17 protein-coding genes are annotated in these 18,345 nt (G+C 70.9%); 10 read left to right on the forward strand and 7 right to left on the reverse strand.

Features of this window, described 5'->3' with window-relative positions; genetic code table 11:
• On the reverse strand, positions 1-2,838 hold the full coding sequence (locus ABZT93_RS32965) for a penicillin acylase family protein (protein ID WP_356111585.1): 2,838 nt from the start codon (positions 2,836-2,838) through the stop codon (positions 1-3).
• 285 nt (positions 2,839-3,123) lie between these two features.
• Between ABZT93_RS32965 and ABZT93_RS32970 the strand changes: the two genes are divergently transcribed.
• The 6 genes from ABZT93_RS32970 to mscL all read left to right on the forward strand — a co-directional run bounded on the left by ABZT93_RS32970 (position 3,124) and on the right by mscL (position 8,762).
• Positions 3,124-4,683, forward strand: coding sequence for a potassium/proton antiporter (locus tag ABZT93_RS32970; RefSeq protein ID WP_356111586.1), 1,560 nt, complete (start codon positions 3,124-3,126; stop codon positions 4,681-4,683).
• 198 nt (positions 4,684-4,881) lie between these two features.
• Positions 4,882-6,150 (forward strand): MFS transporter, encoded by a 1,269-nt coding sequence (locus tag ABZT93_RS32975; RefSeq protein ID WP_356111588.1) that lies wholly within the window; start codon positions 4,882-4,884, stop codon positions 6,148-6,150.
• A 67-nt stretch (positions 6,151-6,217) separates the two neighbouring features.
• Complete coding sequence (locus ABZT93_RS32980; protein ID WP_356111590.1) at positions 6,218-6,547, forward strand: FmdB family zinc ribbon protein; 330 nt, start codon at positions 6,218-6,220, stop codon at positions 6,545-6,547.
• 99 nt (positions 6,548-6,646) lie between these two features.
• The gene (locus ABZT93_RS32985; RefSeq protein ID WP_356111591.1) at positions 6,647-7,480 is read left to right on the forward strand and encodes an S-methyl-5'-thioadenosine phosphorylase; all 834 of its coding nucleotides are present in this window, start codon (positions 6,647-6,649) and stop codon (positions 7,478-7,480) included.
• A gap of 133 nt (positions 7,481-7,613) precedes the next feature.
• The gene (locus tag ABZT93_RS32990) at positions 7,614-8,156 is read left to right on the forward strand and encodes a hypothetical protein (protein ID WP_356111656.1); all 543 of its coding nucleotides are present in this window, start codon (positions 7,614-7,616) and stop codon (positions 8,154-8,156) included.
• Positions 8,157-8,294: 138 nt separating this feature from the next.
• Positions 8,295-8,762, forward strand: coding sequence for a large conductance mechanosensitive channel protein MscL (gene mscL / locus ABZT93_RS32995; protein WP_356111592.1), 468 nt, complete (start codon positions 8,295-8,297; stop codon positions 8,760-8,762).
• A 22-nt stretch (positions 8,763-8,784) separates the two neighbouring features.
• On the opposite strand, the gene ABZT93_RS33000 is transcribed toward mscL, so the two are convergent.
• The gene (locus tag ABZT93_RS33000; protein WP_356111594.1) at positions 8,785-8,967 is read right to left on the reverse strand and encodes a hypothetical protein; all 183 of its coding nucleotides are present in this window, start codon (positions 8,965-8,967) and stop codon (positions 8,785-8,787) included.
• A 143-nt stretch (positions 8,968-9,110) separates the two neighbouring features.
• Here ABZT93_RS33000 and ABZT93_RS33005 point away from each other — a divergent pair, with 143 nt between their 5' ends.
• The 4 genes from ABZT93_RS33005 (at position 9,111) to ABZT93_RS33020 (ending at position 13,879) form a co-directional block, all read left to right on the forward strand.
• Positions 9,111-10,310 carry a low temperature requirement protein A gene (locus tag ABZT93_RS33005; protein ID WP_356111596.1) on the forward strand — a complete coding sequence of 400 codons (1,200 nt, stop codon included), beginning with the start codon at positions 9,111-9,113 and terminating at the stop codon, positions 10,308-10,310.
• A 40-nt stretch (positions 10,311-10,350) separates the two neighbouring features.
• Positions 10,351-11,382 carry a P1 family peptidase gene (locus ABZT93_RS33010; protein ID WP_356111597.1) on the forward strand — a complete coding sequence of 344 codons (1,032 nt, stop codon included), beginning with the start codon at positions 10,351-10,353 and terminating at the stop codon, positions 11,380-11,382.
• Positions 11,383-11,728: 346 nt separating this feature from the next.
• A complete protein-coding gene (locus ABZT93_RS33015) occupies positions 11,729-12,955 on the forward strand; it encodes an Ig-like domain-containing protein (RefSeq protein ID WP_356111598.1) in 1,227 nt (408 codons plus the stop codon).
• A 177-nt stretch (positions 12,956-13,132) separates the two neighbouring features.
• Positions 13,133-13,879, forward strand: a complete 747-nt coding sequence (locus ABZT93_RS33020; protein ID WP_356111600.1) for a DUF6227 family protein — start codon at positions 13,133-13,135, stop codon at positions 13,877-13,879.
• An 18-nt stretch (positions 13,880-13,897) separates the two neighbouring features.
• On the opposite strand, the gene ABZT93_RS33025 is transcribed toward ABZT93_RS33020, so the two are convergent.
• The 5 genes from ABZT93_RS33025 to ABZT93_RS33045 all read right to left on the reverse strand — a co-directional run bounded on the left by ABZT93_RS33025 (position 13,898) and on the right by ABZT93_RS33045 (position 18,181).
• The gene (locus ABZT93_RS33025) at positions 13,898-14,152 is read right to left on the reverse strand and encodes a hypothetical protein (protein ID WP_356111602.1); all 255 of its coding nucleotides are present in this window, start codon (positions 14,150-14,152) and stop codon (positions 13,898-13,900) included.
• Positions 14,153-14,251: 99 nt separating this feature from the next.
• A complete protein-coding gene (locus ABZT93_RS33030) occupies positions 14,252-16,300 on the reverse strand; it encodes a fructose-specific PTS transporter subunit EIIC (RefSeq protein WP_356111604.1) in 2,049 nt (682 codons plus the stop codon).
• Complete coding sequence (locus ABZT93_RS33035) at positions 16,297-16,479, reverse strand: hypothetical protein (protein WP_356111606.1); 183 nt, start codon at positions 16,477-16,479, stop codon at positions 16,297-16,299. The genes ABZT93_RS33030 and ABZT93_RS33035 overlap by 4 nt, the downstream gene beginning before the upstream one ends.
• Complete coding sequence (pfkB, locus tag ABZT93_RS33040; RefSeq protein ID WP_356111607.1) at positions 16,476-17,423, reverse strand: 1-phosphofructokinase; 948 nt, start codon at positions 17,421-17,423, stop codon at positions 16,476-16,478. The genes ABZT93_RS33035 and pfkB overlap by 4 nt, the downstream gene beginning before the upstream one ends.
• On the reverse strand, positions 17,420-18,181 hold the full coding sequence (locus ABZT93_RS33045) for a DeoR/GlpR family DNA-binding transcription regulator (RefSeq protein WP_356111608.1): 762 nt from the start codon (positions 18,179-18,181) through the stop codon (positions 17,420-17,422). Before ABZT93_RS33045 ends, pfkB begins: the two co-directional genes overlap by 4 nt.
• Positions 18,182-18,345: the final 164 nt, after the last annotated feature.

Genomic DNA, 18,345 nt, shown 5'->3' on the forward strand with positions numbered 1-18,345 from the left:
TTACGGCTTCAGCACCAGCGTGTCGGTCGTGCTCTTGTCGACGGCGTCGTCCGAGAAGGACCAGTCCAGCAGCTCGCCCTTGGCCCACTTTCCGGTCTGGTCGGTGTAGTGCGCGCTGTAGGCGTGCCCGGAGGCGCCGGTGAGGTTGATCCACTTCGACTTGTCGAGGTCGCCGAGGTTGACCACCATGCGCATCGACGGCACCCAGACCACGCCGTAGCCGCCCGCGGCGTTCCAGCCGGTGGCGTTGACCGTCGCCTCACCGCCGCTGAGCTTCCAGGGGCCGCGGTTGAGCATGTACTGGAGGAAGCCGGGTCCCTCGACGCCCATGGTCTGGTTCTTCAGGAACAGGCGGTGCAGCCGGCCCCAGCTCCAGGTGTCGATGTCCTTGCCGAGCTTGGCGGTCAGCTCCCAGCGGGCGTCGATCATGGCGCGCTTGAACAGCCCGTCGCGGTCGGTGGCCGCGGGCCGGTCGCCCACGCCCTTCGGGGTCTTCCACCAGTCGCTGTTCTCGTCGTCCATGAGGTTGCGCACGACCTCGAACCAGCGGTCGCCGCCGTCGGGCTGCGCCTGGTCGGCGTCGCGCTGACCGCACTCGCGGACCTTGTCCGTCTGGTCGGCGGGCCCGGTGGTGTTGAGCGCGTCGACCCACAGGCACTGGCCCTTGACCCGCAGCTCCTTGGGCAGCTTGTTGCCGAAGGCGAGCTTGAGGATGTTGCGCCACACCGCGTTGAAGTAGGCGGCCGCGGCCGAGTCGGCGTCCTGGGTGTAGTCCCAGCCCTCCAGGAGCTCCTGCGCCTGACGGACGTCCTTGTCCGCGACGTCGATCTTCAGCAGCTTCGGTACGAGCAGCTTGGCGATCTCGCTGCTGTTGTCGAGCTGCATCTGGCGCATGTCGTCGGTGGAGACCTTGCCGCCGCCCTTGATCTTCTGCTCGATCAGATCGGTGATGCGCTGGCTGCGGGTGCCGTAGCCCCAGTCCGTGGTGAGCGTGTAGGGGTACTTGTCCTTGTCGATCACGGCCTGGTTGGCGGTGACGATGTAGCCCCGCTCCGGGTTGTACTCGTAGGGCAGCTCGTCCTGCTCGATGTACTTGCCGGTCCAGGCGTACTTGGGGTCCCAGCCCGGGGCCGGGATGGCGCCGGTGTCGCCCTTGGCGCGGATCGGGATGCGGCCGGGCAGCGTGTAGCCGATGTTCTCGGAGTCGGCGTAGACGAGGTTCTGCGAGGGCACGTCGAACAGGGCCGCCGCCTCACGGAAGTCGCTCCAGTTCGACGCCCTGTCCATCGCGAACACGGCGTCCATGGAGGTGCCGGGGTCCAGGGCGGTCCAGCGCAGCGCGACGCCGTAGCCGTCGCCGCGGTCGGGGGCCGCGTTGTCTACGGTGGCCTTCTTGCCGACCTTCACGAGTTCGTCGTAGCGGTCGGACAGCAGGGGGCCGTTGTTCGTCTCACGGACGACGATCTTCTTGGACGCGCCGCCGGCGACCTTGATGGTCTCCTCGCGCGTGGTGAAGGGCTTGGTGGTGCCGTCGTACAGGTAGCCGTCGCCGGAGAGCTTCTCCAGGTACAGGTCGGTGACGTCGACCCCGGAGTTCGTCATGCCCCAGGCGATCTTCGCGTTGTGGCCGATGACCACGCCGGGCATGCCGGCGAAGGTGTAGCCGGAGACGTCGTACTGGCACTTGCTGGAGACGGTCCGGCAGTGCAGGCCCATCTGGTACCAGACGGACGGCAGCGAGGCGGACAGGTGCGGGTCGTTGGCGAGCAGGGGCTTGCCGGTGATGGTGTGCGGGCCCGCGACGACCCAGGAGTTGGAGCCGATGCCCTGGCCGTTGACCCCGACGGCCGTGGGGACGTCGTCCAGGACGTTGTAGAGGCCCGAGAGCTGGCTCTGGAGGGCCGAGGCGGTCGAGGAGGCGGTCGACGACGAGGTGGAGGCCGACGTGCCCGTGGTGCCGCTGGTGGACGTTCCGGCGCCACTCGTTGAGGTGCCGGTGCCGCTCGTGGACGTTCCGGTGCCGGACAGGCCGTTCTCCTGCGAGCTGCCGTTCTGCTCGAAGGTCTGGGTCAGCTCGTCGAACTGGCCCTCCTGGACGATCGCCTGGTTGCGGCTGTACGGGTAGTCGGGGTACAGGTCGGCGATCTGCTTCGGGCCGAGGCGGCTGGTCATCAGGGCGCGGTCTATCTCGTCCTGCATGTTGCCGCGCAGGTCCCAGGCCATCGCCTTCAGCCACGCCACCGAGTCGACGGGGGTCCACTGCTCGGGCTTGTAGTCGTTCTCGAAGCCGAGCGCCGCGTACTCCAGGGAGATCTGCTTGCTGCTCTTGCCCTGGAGGTAGGCGTTGACTCCCTTGGCGTACGCCTGGAGGTACTTCTTGGTGGAGGCCGACAGCTTGGTGTCGTACTCCTTCTTCGCGACCCGGTCCCAGCCCAGCGTGCGCAGGAACTCGTCGTCCTTGACCTGGCCCTTGCCGAACATCTCCGACAGGCGCCCGGAGGTCATGTGCCGGCGCACGTCCATCTCGTAGAACCGGTCCTGCGCCTGGACGTAGCCCTGCGCCATGAACAGGTCCGCGTCGGAGGAGGCGTAGATCTGCGGGATGCCGTGACTGTCGCGTTTGACGTCGACCGGGCCCGACAGTCCGTCGAGCTCGATCGAGCCCTTGGTCTGCGGGAAGGACGCGCGGACGGTGCTCACCGACCAGTACCCGCCGAAGGCGACCGCGCCGATGACGGCCAGCACGAGGAGGAGAACAATCAGGCGGGCTCGGCGCCCCTTCTTCCTGCCGGACTTGCCGGGCTGCTGACCCGATGAGGCGGTGGTGGTGGGGGGCATCGCTGTCCTTGCTGTCCTAACGCGAGCGGCAGGGCGGGCTGTGCTTCTTGACGGGGAGCCCGTGTCATGTCCCCGGCCGGATCAGCGCGCGGCGTCTGGAGGGGACATGACGCAGGCTCTGCGCGCTGGAGCAACCATAGGCGCAGGGCCCGGGCGGACTTGACGCGGAGTGGGGAACCAGCGCGCACGAGCGTTCGATCTTGCCTCGCGGAGTGTCAAGAAATCGTCAAGAGTTAGGTAAGGTAACGAAGTACTTGGATGCGTGGCCCCACCGCTTCGTGTCCTATGTACGTGAGCTCACGCGCGCGTGATGCCGTGAGCCAGGGAAGGGAACGGCCGCTGACTGTCCACCACCTCAACCAGCTCCTGCTCGTCTGCTCGCTCGTCCTGCTCGTCGCCGTGGCAGCGGTCCGGATCTCCTCGCGCAGCGGGCTCCCCAGCCTGCTCGTGTACCTGGGGATCGGCATCGCCATGGGCCAGGACGGCGTCGGCGACATCCACTTCGACAACGCCGAACTGACCCAGGTCATCGGGTACGCGGCCCTGGTCGTGATCCTGGCCGAGGGCGGTCTCGGCACGAAGTGGAAGGAGATCAAGCCGGCCCTGCCGGCCGCCACCGCGCTGGCGCTGGGCGGGGTCGCGGTGAGCGTCGGGGTCACGGCGACGGCCGCGCACTACCTGATCGGCCTCGAGTGGCGCCAGGCGCTCATCATCGGGGCGGTCGTCTCCTCGACGGACGCGGCGGCGGTCTTCTCGGTGCTGCGCAGGATCCCCCTGCCCGCGCGCGTGACGGGCACGCTGGAGGCCGAGTCGGGCTTCAACGACGCCCCGGTGGTCATCCTGGTGGTCGCCTTCTCCCAGACCGGTCCGATCGAGCACTGGTACACGCTGATCGCCGAGATAACTCTGGAGCTGGCCATCGGCGCCGCCATCGGTATCGCGGTGGGCTGGCTGGGCTCCTGGGGCCTCAGGCACGTCGCGCTGCCCGCGTCCGGTCTCTATCCGATCGCCGTCATGGCGATCGCCGTCACCGCGTACGCGGCGGGCGCGCTGGCGCACGGCAGCGGGTTCCTCGCTGTCTATCTCGCCGCCATGGCGATGGGCAACGCCAAGCTGCCGCACTGGCCCGCCACCCGCGGTTTCGCCGACGGGCTCGGCTGGATCGCCCAGATCGGCATGTTCGTCCTGCTCGGCCTGCTGGTCACCCCGCACGAACTGGGCGACGACGTACTGCCCGGGCTCGTCATAGGGCTGGTGCTGACCATGGTGGCGCGACCGCTGAGCGTCTTCCTGTGCCTGACGCCGTTCCGGGTGCCCTGGCAGGAGCAGACGCTCATGTCCTGGGCCGGACTGCGCGGAGCCGTCCCCATCATCCTGGCGACGATCCCCATGGTGAGCGGCATCGAGGGCAGCCGTCGCGTCTTCAACATCGTCTTCGTCCTGGTCGTCGTCTACACCCTCGTGCAGGGTCCGACGCTGCCCTGGCTGGCACGCACCCTGCGCCTGGGCGGCGACTCCGACGCCGCCGACCTCGGCATCGAGTCGGCGCCCCTGGAGCGGCTGCGCGGGCACCTGCTGTCCGTCGCGATCCCCGAGGGTTCCCGGATGCACGGCGTCGAGGTCAACGAGCTGCGGCTGCCTGCCGGGGCCGCGGTGACTCTGGTCGTCCGCGATGCAAAATCGTTCGTCCCGCTGCCCACGACCGTGCTGCGACGCGGGGACGAGCTGCTCGTCGTCGCCACCGACCCGGTCCGCGACGCCGCCGAACGGCGCCTGCGCGCGGTGGGCCACGGCGGCAAACTGGCCGACTGGCTGGGCACGGGCGAAGCCGACGGCTCACGTTAAGGGTGTGTTACGCGCCCCCTGTACGATGAGGGCTGACCCCTGATCGAACCAACTCTGCCTGACGCAGAGCTGGCGCGACCGTATGGCGGCCGAGACGTCCCTGAGAGTGCTCTTCGGCATCTACCGCAGTCCGCGCAAGAGGACAGCTCTCGGCGCCCCCGCACAGGCGCGCTACCAGGCGGCAGAAAGGCACGGGCCGTGGCATCCACGGTCACCTCCTCCCGCCCGGGATACGGGCAGCTGCTGCGCACCCGCGGCGCCTGGACGTTCCTGCTCCCCGGCTTCGCGGCACGCCAGCCGTTCGCGATGCTCACCCTCTCCCTCGTGCTGCTCGTGCAGCACACCACCGGCTCTTACGGTGCGGCGGGCGCCGTCGCGGCCGTCACCGGTGTCTCCATGGCGCTGTTCGCGCCGTACAGCGGCCGTCTCGCCGACCGCCACGGGCAGCGCGCCGTACTGATCCCCGGCGTCCTGGTGCACACCCTGTCGGGCCTGTCCCTGACCGCCCTCGCCCTCACGCACGCACCCCTGTGGGCGCTGTTCGCCGCGGCCGTGCCCACCGGTGCCTCGGTGCCGCAGATCGGGCCCATGGTGCGCGCCCGCTGGGGCGTCAAGCTCCAGGACTCGCCCCTGATGACCACGGCGGCGGCCTTCGAGTCCGTCACGGACGAGCTGACCTTCGTCTTCGGCCCGCTGCTGGCCACCGCCCTGTGCACCGCCGTCCACCCCGCCGCGGGCCTGCTGACGGAGGCGTCGCTGACGCTGCTGGGCGGCCTGCTGTTCGCCGCGCAGAAGAGCACGCAGCCGACCGTCACCGCGGTCGACGGGCACGCACGCGTGGAGCACGCCTCGGCGCTGCGCGTCCCCGGGGTGCGGGTCCTGATCGTGACCTTCCTCGGCATCGGTTCCGTCTTCGGCGGCATGCAGGTCTCGCTCGCCGCGTTCAGCGAGTCGATCGGCGAGCCCGGCCTGAACGGTGTCCTGTACGGCGTCTTCGCCGCGGGCAACATGCTCTCCGGTCTGGTCTGCGGGGCCATCGCCTGGAAGGTGGCCCCCCAGCGGCGCCTCGTCGTCGGCTACGGCGCCCTCGCGCTGACCGCCTCCGGACTGTGGGCCGCGCACTCGGTGCTCGTCCTGGCCGGCCTCGGCCTCCTGGTCGGCATGTGCATCGCGCCCGCCCTGATCACCGGCTACACCCTGGTCGAGGACCTGGTCCCGGCCGGCGCCCGCACCGAGGCCTTCACCTGGCTGACCGGCGCGGTGGCGCTCGGCCAGGCGGCCGCCGTCACGATCGCCGGACAGCTGGAGGACCGCTTCTGGGGCGGCGTCGGGTTCCTGGTGCCGATGGGCGGCACTCTGCTCGCCCTGGCGACCCTCGTGGCGCTGCGTTCCCGCCTCGCGGCACGCCCCCGCGGCCGGACCGTCGCGCGTGGCGTCGGTCACCGAGTGCCGGTGGCAGTGGACTGATTCTCAGGAATACGTCACTATGGACCATCGTTAGCACTCATTGAGTGAGAGTGCCAGGAGGAAGACAGTGCCCACCTACCAGTACCAGTGCACCGAGTGCGGCGAGGGCCTCGAGGCGGTGCAGAAGTTCACCGACGACGCTCTGACCGAGTGCCCCAACTGCCAGGGCCGCCTCAAGAAGGTGTTCTCCGCGGTCGGCATCGTCTTCAAGGGCTCCGGCTTCTACCGCAACGACAGCCGCGGCTCCTCGTCGAGCAGCTCGCCGGCGTCGTCGTCCTCGAAGCCGTCGACGTCCACCTCGTCGTCGTCCGAGTCGTCCTCTTCCACTTCGTCGTCCTCCTCGGACTCGAAGTCGTCGAGCTCGGGCACCACGTCCAGCAGCAGCTCCGCCGCATAGGTCTCACATTCGGGACCCTGCCGTCGTACGACGGCAGGGTCTTCGGTGTTTCCCCGGCCCGGCCGCCGCTGGTTTCCGGGTCCGGATACTGTGCTGGTCATGGCGAACGCAGAGATCGGTGTAATCGGCGGCTCGGGCCTCTACTCGTTCCTCGAGGACGTGACCGAGATCCAGGTGGACACCCCCTACGGTCCGCCCAGCGACTCCCTCTTCCTCGGCGAGGTCGCCGGCCGGCGGGTCGCCTTCCTGCCCCGGCACGGACGCGGCCACCATCTGCCGCCTCACCGGATCAACTACCGGGCCAATCTGTGGGCGCTCAGGTCGGTGGGGGCACGGCAGGTCCTCGGACCGTGCGCGGTGGGCGGGCTGCGCCCCGAGTACGGGCCGGGCACCCTGCTGGTGCCGGACCAGCTGGTGGACCGTACGAAGTCCCGCGCCGGAACGTACTTCGACGGGCTGCCACTGCCGGACGGCGGCCTGCCGAACGTGGTGCATGTGTCCCTGGCCGACCCCTACTGCCCCGTCGGGCGGGCGGCCGCGCTGAAGGCGGCCCGGGGCCGGGACTGGGAGGCGGTGGACGGCGGCACGCTGGTCGTGGTCGAGGGGCCGCGGTTCTCGACCCGCGCCGAGTCGGTGTGGCACCAGGCGCAGGGCTGGTCGGTGGTGGGCATGACCGGCCACCCCGAAGCCTCCCTCGCCCGTGAACTGGAGCTCTGCTACACGTCGTTGACCCTGGTCACCGACCTCGACGCGGGCGCCGAGACCGGTGAGGGCGTCTCGCACGACGAGGTGCTGCGGGTGTTCGCGGCGAACGTGGACCGGCTGCGGGACGTGCTGTTCGACGCGGTGGCCGCGCTGCCTGCGAACGGGGAGCGGGACTGCCTGTGCGCGAACGCGCTGGGCGGGATGGATCCGGGGTTCGAACTGCCGTAGCAGGGGCGGAAGTTCTCGTTCGGGTGAGGGAGTTTTCCACAACCGGCCGGTAGTGCACCGGCCTCGGCGGGATTCGGCGCGAAGCCGCATCGTGGCAGCGCAAGCCGTCGTCCCGTCGCTGGTGGTGGTCCTCATGTCCTTCGCTCCGTCCCCCTCTCCCCTCGTTCCGTGCCCGCCCGGCACCGATGCTCCCCCGACCTGCGAGGTCCCGCACTTCGCACCGGTGCGGGTTCGCGGCGGGCAGCATCGGCTACGGCGGTTCGTAAGGAACCGCAGGCGTGCCGTGGCCCTCGGCCTGGCCGTCACCGCGGCCGCGCTGGTGGCGGCGGGTCCGCGGGGCGGCGACGGGGCGCGGGGGCACCCGGCGACCGCGCTCGGATCCGTGCGGGCGCACCGTGCCGTGGAGACGGTGTCGGCGCCGGTGCGCATCGCCGACGGGGCGACGGTCCGGCTGCTGCGGCCCGGGGACCGGGTCGACGTGATCGCCGCCGAGGAGTCGGCGCTGGGCGGGGATGCCCGGGTGGTCGCGCGCGGGGCACGGGTGACCAAGGTGCCGGAGCCGCTGGACGACGCGACCGAGGGCGGGGCGCTGGTCGTGCTCTCGGTGCCGCGGTCGACGGCGGCCCGCCTCGCGGGCGCGAGCGCGACGGCACGGCTGGCGGTGACGCTGTGTTGAGCCGTGTGATCCGTCCGTTGCGGGAGCTTCCGTCAAGTCCGTCCTTCGAGCCACCCAATTGGACAGGGTCACCTCGCGTTGACGTAGGTTGCGGAGCTGTTTGTTCCACAACCTGTGCGTGCGAGAAGAGGCCTCTAGGTGAGCGAGAAGAAGCCGAGCGTCTTGGAGGGCTTCAAGGCCTTCCTGATGCGGGGGAACGTCGTCGATCTGGCAGTCGCGGTGGTCATCGGCGCCGCCTTCACCAACATCGTCAACTCGGTGGTGAAGGGAATCATCAACCCGCTGGTCGGGGCCATCGGCACCAAGAACCTCGACAGCTACAACTCGTGCATCAAGGCCCCCTGCACGGGGACCGGCGACAGCGCGTCGGGCGTACGGATCCTCTGGGGTTCGGTCCTCGGCGCCACGCTCACCTTCGTGATCACCGCGGCCGTCGTCTACTTCCTGATGGTCCTGCCGATGTCGAAGTACCTGGCTCGGATGGAGGCCCGCCGGAAGGCGAAGGAGGGCACGCACGAGATCATCGAGGTGACCGAGCTGGAGGTCCTCAAGGAGATCCGCGACGCCCTGGTCGCCCAGCGGGGCTCGGGCCACGACGGGCGCTAGCGAACCGGGCCGTGCGGCTCGCTCAGAGGTGGTGGGGCGGCTTCTCGTCGAGGAAGCGCTTCAGGTCGGCCGCGCTGTCGCCGTCGGTGCGCGGCCGGTCGCCCCAGCCTCCGTCGGTGTCGTCCGAGGACTGCTGGTCCAGCGGATCGTCGAAGACCAGCGCGGGCTTGGGCTCGCGGGGCTCGGGGCGGGGGACGCTACTCATGACTCCAGGGTACGGCCCTGCCGGGCGCCCACCGTGGGAGCGCCCACCCACACCCACCCCGGTCCCGGCCCGGCCTCCCGGCCGACCGGGGCCGGTGAACAGTCCACAAGCGTTTCCGGACGGTATCTGCTGTGCTTGGCTCCATGACGTTCAGTCCGACCCGCAGTCCACTGCGCAGAATCACCGCCCGCGGCCGGGACGAGGCGCATCGGGTCGCCTCGCCGCTGGAGCTCTTCTTCGACCTGTGCTTCGTCGTGGCCATCGCCCAGGCGGGCGTTGCCCTGGTCCACGCCGTGGCCGAGGGGCACGCCGGCGAGGGGATCCTCAACTACGCGATGGTCTTCTTCGCCATCTGGTGGGCGTGGATGAACTTCACGTGGTTCGCCTCGGCGTACGACAACGACGACGCGTTGTACCGGGTCGTCACCCTGGTCCAGATCGCCGGGGTCCTGGTGCTGGCGGCCGGGGTGTCCAGGGCGTTCGAGGACCACGAGTTCCTGGCCGTGTGGTTGGGCTATGTGATCATGCGGCTGGCACTGATCGCACAGTGGCTGCGGGTGGCACGTGCGACCGAGGGCGCGGAGCGGACGATGGCCCTGCGGTACGCGTTCGGCGTGCTGCTGTGCCAGGTCGGCTGGCTGGGGCTGCTGGTGCTGCCGGAGGGCGGCCGGCCCTGGGTGTTCCTGGTGATGGCGGTGCTGGAGATGTGCGTGCCGCCCTTCGCCGAGAGGGACCATCCGACGTCGTGGCATCCGCATCACATCGCGGAACGCTACGGGCTGTTCACGATCATCGTGCTCGGCGAGACGATCGCCGCCGCCACGGTCGCCGTGAAGTCCGGCATCGACGAGCACGACGCGCTGAACGAGCTGTTGCCGATCGCCGCGGGTGGACTGCTGATCGTCTTCGCCGCCTGGTGGATCTATTTCGTGGTGCCCATCCACGGTCATCTGCGCTCCAGCAGACAGGCTTTCCTGTGGGGTTACGGTCACTACGTGGTGTTCGCCTCGGCCGCCGCGATCGGGGCGGGGCTGGAGGTGGCCGTGGAGCAGGCCGTCGGCAAAGCGCACATCTCGACACTGGCCGCGTCGGCCGCGGTGACCCTGCCGACCTCGCTCTATCTGCTCACCGTCTGGCTCCTGCACGCGCGGTACTTCAAGGTGGGCATCTCGCAGCAACTGGTGCTGCCGGTCACGGCGTTGCTGGTGATCTGCTGCACCTTCCTGGGCGAGCGAGCGGTACTCGCGGCGGGCATCGTGGCGGCGCTGGCCGTGGTGACCGGGACGACGCTGAGCGCGCGGATGGCGGCGCGGGAGAGTCAGGAGCCGGCCCGGGTGGCCTGACCTCGTCCGGCCGGGACGGTGGCTGGACGAGACTGGTCCCATGACAGTTGACGCTCTGACGGATGTCGCGGGGGTGCGCGTGGGGCACGCGACGCGTACCGGCGGCGGTTGGCTCACCGGCACCACCGTCGTGCTCGCCCCGGAGGGCGGGGCCGTCGCCGCGGTGGACGTGCGCGGCGGAGGGCCCGGCACCAAGGAGACGGACGCGCTCGATCCGCGCAACCTGGTGCAGAAGGTCGAGGCGATCGTGCTGACCGGGGGCAGCGCGTACGGGCTGGACGCGGCCTCCGGGGTGATGGCCTGGCTGGAGGAGCGGGGCCGGGGGGTGCGGGTCGGACCGGATCCCGCGCATGTGGTGCCGGTCGTGCCTGCCGCCTGTGTCTTCGACCTGGGGCGGGGCGGGGACTTCCGGGCCCGGCCGGACGCGGCGACCGGGCGGGCCGCCGTCGAGGCCGCGGCGGCGAGTGCCTTCGGTGCGGAGGTTGCGGTGGGGTGTGTGGGGGCGGGGACGGGGGCCGCGGTCGGGGCGATGAAGGGCGGGGTGGGGACGGCGAGTGTCGTCCTGCCCTCGGGGATCACCGTGGCGGCGTTGGTGGTGGCCAACGCGGTGGGGGCGGTTTCTGATCCGGAGACGGGGGTTCTGTACGGGGAGTTGTTCGAGGGGCGGGTGCGGTACCCGGAGGAGCGGGTGCATGAGGCCGCGCTCCGGCGGCTCGCCGAGACCGCGGCGAAGAACGCGCCGCCCCCGCTGAACACCACGCTCGCGGTGGTGGCCACGGACGCGGAACTGTCGAAGGCTCAGGCCCAGAAGGTGGCGGGGACCGCTCACGACGGCATCGCGCGTGCCGTGCGGCCGGTGCACCTGCTGCACGACGGCGACACGGTGTTCACCCTGGCCACGGGGGCACGGCCGCTCGACGCCGGGGACCCACTCGCCCTCAACTCCGTGCTCGCCGCGGGCGCGGACGTGGTGACACGCGCGATCGTGCGGGCGGTGCGGGCGGCGGAGTCGGTGGAGGGGGCGGGTGGGGCGTGGCCTTCCTACCGGGAGTTGTACTGGTCTGGAGCGTGATGCCCGCAGCGGCCTGCATGGGTTCGGTAGTCGGCTGTCTGCGGGCCGGTGGGGGCTGACCGCGCAGTTCCCCGCGCCCTTGGGGAGTTGCGGTCACCCGGGCCACGACGTGCCGTCAGCTCCGATCCACCCACGGGGCGGCACAGGCCGCCGCAGGCATCAGGGGCGCGGGGAACTGCGCGCCCGGCCACCACGGACCCGCGCCCGCCCCACAACCTCACCCGGCACCCCCGCGGGCGCATTCGTCGCGCTCTCAGGGAACCCGGGCAGGGACCGGGTCCGGGTCCCTCCCCCTTCATAGGGGGGTGGAGCGGACCGTGCACACCACACGAATATGGAGTATTTCGTGACAACGCCGGACACAGCAGCGCGGCGCGCACTGGGGGCCTGTGCCGTCCTGATGGTCGGCGCCCTCACCCTCACCGCGTGCGGAGGCGACTCCGACACCAAGAGTGCGGGCAAGGGCGGCAAGGACCCCGCGAAGACCTCCGCGGCGCAGATCGCGTTCTCCGCCAGGAACGGTTCGACAGGCGCGTCGATCAACTCGACCGGCGTGAAGGTCAGCGACGGCACGCTGACCGGCGTGAAGATGACGGAGGCGGGCACGGGGCAGGAGATCCCGGGGTCGTTGGCCGCGGGCGGCGGGAGCTGGAAGCCCAGGGAGCAGCTGGAGCGGGGGACGAAGTACGAGATAGCCGCGACGGCGAAGGACGCGGACGGCAGGGCCGTGACCTCGAAGTCCGTCTTCACGACCGTCTCGAAGGCGAACAGCTTCATCGGGACGTACACGCCGGACGACGGGACGACGGTCGGTGCGGGGATGCCGGTGTCGTTCACCTTCGACAAGGCGATCAGCGACAAGAAGGCCGTGCAGTCGCACATCACCGTCAGCTCCAGCAGCGGCCAGCAGGTGGTCGGGCACTGGTTCGGGGCGCAGCGGCTCGACTTCCGGCCCGAGGAGTACTGGAAGTCCGGATCCAAGGTCACGATGAAGATCGACCTGGACGGGGTCGAGGGCGCCGACGGCGTCACCGGTGTGCAGGAGAAGACCGTCAGCTTCACGGTCGGGCGCTCGCAGGTGTCCACCGTGGACGCCGACACGCAGACCATGAAGGTCGTACGGGACGGCCGGACCGTCAAGTCGGTGCCGATCTCGACGGGCAGCCCGAAGTTCACCACGTACAACGGGCAGATGGTGATCTCCGAGAAGTACAAGAAGATCCGCATGGACAGCCGGACCGTCGCCCTCGCCAACGCGTACGACATCCCCGATGTCCCGGACGCGATGCGGCTGACGCAGTCGGGGACCTTCATCCACGGCAACTACTGGTACAGCAAGGGGAATCCCCCCTTCGGGCGCACCGGCACCAGCCACGGGTGCGTCGGTCTGCGGGACGTCAAGGGCGGGCAGGCGGACACCCCGGCCAAGTGGTTCTACGACAACTCGCTGGTCGGGGACGTGGTGATCGTGAAGAACTCCCCCGACAAGACGGTGGCGCCCGACAACGGGCTGAACGGCTGGAACATGTCATGGAACGAGTGGGTCACGGGGAGCGCCGTCAGCGCCTCCTGATCATCGCAAGGCCCTCCCGACCGGGAGCTTTTGACGGATCGTCGGGCCGTGTGGGAATTTCCCGCCCGGCCCGGCCGTTTTCCGGACGCACGTTTTCTCGGTTCCCGGACATGATGTCCGACCGAGGGGCTACGGTATGCACCCACAAGGTGACATGCAGCAACGCCGGGAGAAACCTTGAGCGTTCCGTACGAGACGGCAGCGTACGAACCACCCGAGTCGCCCGAGTCTCCGGAGGAGCACCTCGCGCGGCTCCTCGGTCGTGCCCTGAACTCCTTCGAGCTGCCCGACGAGACGATCCGGCGACTGGACTGCGCGCTGGCGTACGACAGTTCGCTGCACTCCGCGCACCACAGCGCGGGGCTGCACCGGGAGACGTACCGGCACACGTGGCTGCTCGCCGACGGCTCGGCGCTCACGCTGTGGGAGCTCGTCCACAACACCGCGCGGGACAGCGTTCCGCAGCACGAGGTGTACGTCGACGAGGAGGAGCTGCGGGCGGCGACCGCGCGGCTGCCGTTGCCGCAGGACACGCCGGACTTCGAGCTGCCGGTGACGGTGCAGCTCTCGCCCGTGCAGCCACCGCGGCACGCCTACGTCCCGGACGACTCGGCGGACCACGCGCGCCGGCTCCTGCGCCGCGCGGAGAACGCGGACCGGCCGGATGAGCAGACGGCCGCACTGCTGGCGGAGGCGTTCGCCCACCAGATCACGCAGGCGTTCGGGCGGCCGTGCCGGGCGGGCCGCGCCGGGCTGGGTTTCTCGCTGTACGAGCACGCGTTCCTGCTGCGCGACGGAGCGGAGATCTCCCTGTGGGAGGTCGAGCACACGGCGACGCCCGACGGGCGGCACATGTGCGAGGTGTACGTCTCCGAGGACGCGGCCCGCGACGCCATGGAGCGGCGGGCGGCGCAACTGTCCTGAGCCGGCCGACAGTCCGGCTCAGCGACCGCCGCTGAGCTGTCGTACCAGGCCCGCGAACGCGTCCTTCTCCGCCGGAGTCAGCTCGACGCGCTCATGACCGGGAGCGGCCGGGCGCGGGCGCGGGAGGGCGGGCAGACCATGGGCGACGCGCCACACGACGGCCTCGTGGCGGCCATGGCGCAGCATGTAGGCCAACCCCGCGGTCCAGGCGACGACCACCAGGACGAGCAGGGTCACACCAAGCAACTGGTAGACGGAGACGTGCTCAGGCATGCGTTCCAGTAGACACCACGGTCCGGGACTTTGGCCCCGGACCGTGACGTATCTCGCAGGTGCCGTGAACGCCTCACGGCCGCCCCAAAGGGGCAGTTCCTATGCGGCGACCGGCTGCTTGGCCTCCGCCCTGGCGGCGGGCGCCGCGGTGGCCGCCGCCCCGGGGACCGGCTTGCGCATGCTCTTCAGGACGACCACTAGGGCGGTTGTGACACAGACGCCCGCAGCGATGGCGATCAGGTAGAGGAACGGGCTGCCGATCAGCGGGACGACGAAGATGCCGCCGTGCGGGGCGCGCAGGGTGGCGCCGAAGGCCATCGACAGGGCGCCGGTGACCGCGCCGCCCGCCATCGAGGCCGGGATGACCCGCAGCGGGTCGGCCGCCGCGAACGGGATCGCGCCCTCGGAGATGAAGGACGCGCCCAGGACCCAGGCGGCCTTGCCGTTCTCGCGCTCGGTCTGCGTGAAGAGCTTCTTGCGGACGGTGGTCGCCAGCGCCATGCCCAGCGGCGGGACCATGCCCGCGGCCATCACGGCGGCCATGACCTTCATCGCGGAGTCACTCGGGTCCTGCACGGCGATTCCGGCGGTGGCGAAGGCGTACGCGACCTTGTTGACCGGGCCGCCGAGGTCGAAGCACATCATCAGGCCGAGGAGGACGCCGAGCGCGATCGCGTTGGTGCCGGAGAGACCGTTGAGCCAGTCCGTCATGCCCTTCTGGGCCTCGGCGATGGGCTTGCCGATCACGACGAACATCAGGAAGCCGACGATCAGTGAGGAGATCAGCGGGATCACCACCACCGGCATGATGCCGCGCAGCACCGGCGGGATCTTGATGCGCTGGATCGAGAGGACCACGGCACCCGCCAGCAGACCGGCGACCAGGCCGCCGAGGAAGCCCGCGGCGATGTTGGAGGCGATCATTCCGCCGACGAAGCCGGGGACGAGACCGGGGCGGTCCGCCATGCCGTACGCGATGTATCCGGCGAGGACCGGGATGAGGAAGCCGAAGGCGACCTGGCCGATCTGGAACAGCAGGGCGCCCCAGCTGTCGATCTCGGTCCAGGAGAAGTGCTTCATGACCGAGGGCGCGCTCGCGATCTGCCAGCCGCCGATCGCGAACCCGAGGGCGAGCAGCAGGCCGCCCGCGGCGACGAACGGGACCATGTAACTCACGCCGGTCATCAGCCACTTGCGGAGCTTGGTGCCGTAGCTGTCGCCGGACTCGCCGGCCCGCTCGACCGGCGTCCCCGCGCCCGCGCCGGCGCCTGCCGTCACCTCACCGCGCGCGGCCTTCCCGCGCACCTCGGTGATCAGTTCCGCGGGCCGGTTGATGCCGGCCTTCACGCCGACGTCGACGGTGGGCTTGCCGGCGAAGCGGTCCTTGTCGCGTACGGGGACGTCGTGCGCGAAGATCACGCCGTCCGCCGCCGCGATGACGGCCGGGTCGAGCCGCTCGAACCCGGCCGAGCCCTGCGTCTCGACGACGATTTCGACGCCCGTCTCGCGGCCGGCGTTCTCCAGCGACTCGGCGGCCATGTAGGTGTGGGCGATTCCGGTCGGGCAGGAGGTGACGGCGACGATCCGGAAGGGGGTCTCAGGAGCGTCGGGAGCAGTGGTGGCCGTTGCGGCATCGGCGGAGGCCGCCGCCGATGCCGCAACGGAGTCTTCGGTGGCGCCCGGGGTGGCCTCGGGGGCCGTCGGCGCCTCGTCCCCGCGGATCAGCGCCGCCGCGCTCCCCGGGTCGCCCGCGGACCGCAGCGCGTCGGTGAACTCGGTGTTCATCAGCTGCCGCGCGAGGGAGGACAGGATCGTCAGGTGGGCGTCGTCCGCGCCGGCCGGTGCGGCGATCAGGAAGATCAGGTCGGCGGGGCCGTCCGGCGCGCCGAAGTCGATCCCGGCGGCGCTGCGCCCGAAGGCGAGCGTCGGCTCGGTGACGTGTTCGCTGCGGCAGTGCGGGATGCCGATGCCGCCGTCGAGGCCGGTCGGCATCTGTGCCTCGCGGGCGGCCACGTCGGCGAGGAAGCCCTCCAGGTCGGTCACCCGGCCCAGGGCGACCATGCGCTCGGCGAGGGCTCGGGCCGCCGCTTCCTTGGTATCGGCGGACAGGTCGAGATCGACCAGGTCCGCGGTGATCATGTCGCTCATCGCGGGCTCCTTCGCACGCGTATCGCCCGGGGGGTGGGGTGGGCGTAAGGGGTGGGGACGGGGGTGGTGCGGTGGGGGTTCTCGGGGAGGAGGGCGGCGGCGCGGAGTAACAGCGCCGGTACGGCCGTGGCGGCGTCGCGCGGGATCGCCGTACCGGAAACCGCGGCGGGGCCGCTCATGACACCGGCTCCTTCAGTACCCGGTCCACCGGCACCTCGGCCGTGACCGTCACCGCGGCTGGGTCCAGGTCGTCCGGCGTCGGCATCACGCTGCCCGGGAGCTGGACGGCCGCCGCGCCGTGCGCGACCGCGGAGGCGAGGGCCGCGGGGCCGCTGCCGCCCGCGATGAGGAAGCCGGCCAGCGAGGAGTCACCGGCGCCGACATTGCTGCGTACGGCCGCCACGCGGGCGCTGGCGAACCAGGTGCCCGAGCCGTCCACGAGCAGCTGCCCGTCGGCGCCCAGGCTCGCGAGGACTGCCCGTGCCCCCATCTCCCGCAGTTCCTCGGCCGCCTTCACCGCGTCGCCCACGGTGGACAGGGGGCGTCCGACGGCCTCCGCGAGCTCCTCGGCGTTGGGCTTCACCACGTCGGGCCGTTCGCGCAGCGCCTCCAGGAGCGCGGGCCCCGAGGTGTCCAGCGCGATCCGTGCACCACCGGCGTGCGCCCGCGCGACCACCTCGGCGTACCAGGAGGGTGCGAGCCCCCGGGGCAGGCTCCCGCAGCACGCGATCCACGAGGCGTCACGCGACTGCGTGCGGACCGTCTCCAGCAACAGCTCCTGCTCGGCGTCCGACAGCTCGGGACCCGGCGCGTTGATCTTCGTGAGCACCCCGTCCGACTCGGCGAGCGCGATGTTCGACCGGGTGGCGCCCGCGACCGGCACCGGCGCCACCTCGATGCCCTGCGCGTGGAGCAGGTCCGCGACGAGCGCTCCCGGCGCCCCGCCCAGGGGCAGGACCGCGACCGTGCGCTGCCCGGCGGCCGTGACGGCCCGCGAGACGTTGACGCCCTTGCCGCCGGGGTCCATGCGTTCACCGGTGGCGCGGATGACCTCGCCGCGCTCCAGGGACGGGACCTCGTACGTACGGTCCAGGGACGGGTTCGGGGTGACGGTGAGGATCATGCGCGCACTACTTCCGTGCCGCCACGCTCGATGGCGACGGCGTCTTCGGGGCTCAGCCCGCTGTCGGTGATCAGCAGGTCCACATCGCTCAGGTCACCGAAGCGGGCGAAGTGCTCCTGGCCGTGCTTGGCGGAGTCGGCGAGCAGCACCACGCGGCGGGCGGCGGCGATCGCCGCGCGCTTGACCGCGGCCTCGGCGAGGTCGGGAGTGGTGAGGCCGTGCTCGGCGGAGAAGCCGTTGGCCGCCACGAAGAGGACGTCGGCGCGGATCTCGCCGTACGCCCGCAGCGCCCAGGCGTCCACGGCGGCGCGCGTACGGTGCCGTACGCGCCCCCCGACGAGGTGGAGCTGAATGCCGGGGTGGTCCGCGAGGCGGGCCGCGATCGGCAGGCTGTGCGTGACGACGGTGAGCGAGGCCTCCAGCGGAACGGCGGCCGCGAGGCGGGCCACGGTCGTGCCGGCGTCGAGGATCAGGGTGCCCTCGGTCGGCAGTTCGGCGAGGGCCGCCTTGGCGATGTGGTCCTTCTCGTCGGCCGCGGTCGTCTCGCGCTCGGCGAGGTCCGGCTCGAAGTCGAGTCGCCCGGCCGGGAGGGCCCCGCCGTGCACCCGGCGCAGCAGCCCCGCGCGGTCGAGGGCCTTCAGGTCGCGCCGGATGGTCTCCGCGGTGACCTGGAACTCCTCGGCCAGCGAGACGACGTCCACCCGGCCGCCGTCACGGGCGAGCCGGAGGATCTCCTGCTGTCGCTCCGGTGCGTACATGTCCGCTCACCTCCGACTGATGCCCGAACGTGTGGTTTCAGTCGGGAGGCTACGCCCGGATTTCCGGAAAGTAAACAGGTTCGGACGCCATCCGGGCATGAACGGACTTCACCAGGGGTCCTGAATGCAACAAGAGGGCCCGGTACCCAGCAGGTACCGGGCCC

It is taken from the genome of Streptomyces sp. NPDC005303, assembly GCF_040607335.1.
Classification (GTDB): Bacteria; Actinomycetota; Actinomycetes; order Streptomycetales; family Streptomycetaceae; genus Streptomyces.

Coding starts and splice junctions, on each gene's coding strand:
- ABZT93_RS33000 (WP_356111594.1), bottom strand. CDS start 8,967: ATGAGTAGCGTCCCCCGCCCCGAGCCCCGCGAGCCCAAGCCCGCGCTG.
- ABZT93_RS33025 (WP_356111602.1), bottom strand. CDS start 14,152: ATGCCTGAGCACGTCTCCGTCTACCAGTTGCTTGGTGTGACCCTGCTC.
- ABZT93_RS32965 (WP_356111585.1), bottom strand. CDS start 2,838: ATGCCCCCCACCACCACCGCCTCATCGGGTCAGCAGCCCGGCAAGTCC.
- ABZT93_RS32970 (WP_356111586.1), top strand. CDS start 3,124: ATGTACGTGAGCTCACGCGCGCGTGATGCCGTGAGCCAGGGAAGGGAA.
- ABZT93_RS32985 (WP_356111591.1), top strand. CDS start 6,647: ATGGCGAACGCAGAGATCGGTGTAATCGGCGGCTCGGGCCTCTACTCG.
- ABZT93_RS33045 (WP_356111608.1), bottom strand. CDS start 18,181: ATGTACGCACCGGAGCGACAGCAGGAGATCCTCCGGCTCGCCCGTGAC.
- ABZT93_RS33035 (WP_356111606.1), bottom strand. CDS start 16,479: ATGAGCGGCCCCGCCGCGGTTTCCGGTACGGCGATCCCGCGCGACGCC.
- ABZT93_RS33005 (WP_356111596.1), top strand. CDS start 9,111: ATGACGTTCAGTCCGACCCGCAGTCCACTGCGCAGAATCACCGCCCGC.
- pfkB (WP_356111607.1), bottom strand. CDS start 17,423: ATGATCCTCACCGTCACCCCGAACCCGTCCCTGGACCGTACGTACGAG.
- ABZT93_RS32990 (WP_356111656.1), top strand. CDS start 7,614: ATGTCCTTCGCTCCGTCCCCCTCTCCCCTCGTTCCGTGCCCGCCCGGC.
- ABZT93_RS33010 (WP_356111597.1), top strand. CDS start 10,351: ATGACAGTTGACGCTCTGACGGATGTCGCGGGGGTGCGCGTGGGGCAC.
- ABZT93_RS33030 (WP_356111604.1), bottom strand. CDS start 16,300: ATGAGCGACATGATCACCGCGGACCTGGTCGATCTCGACCTGTCCGCC.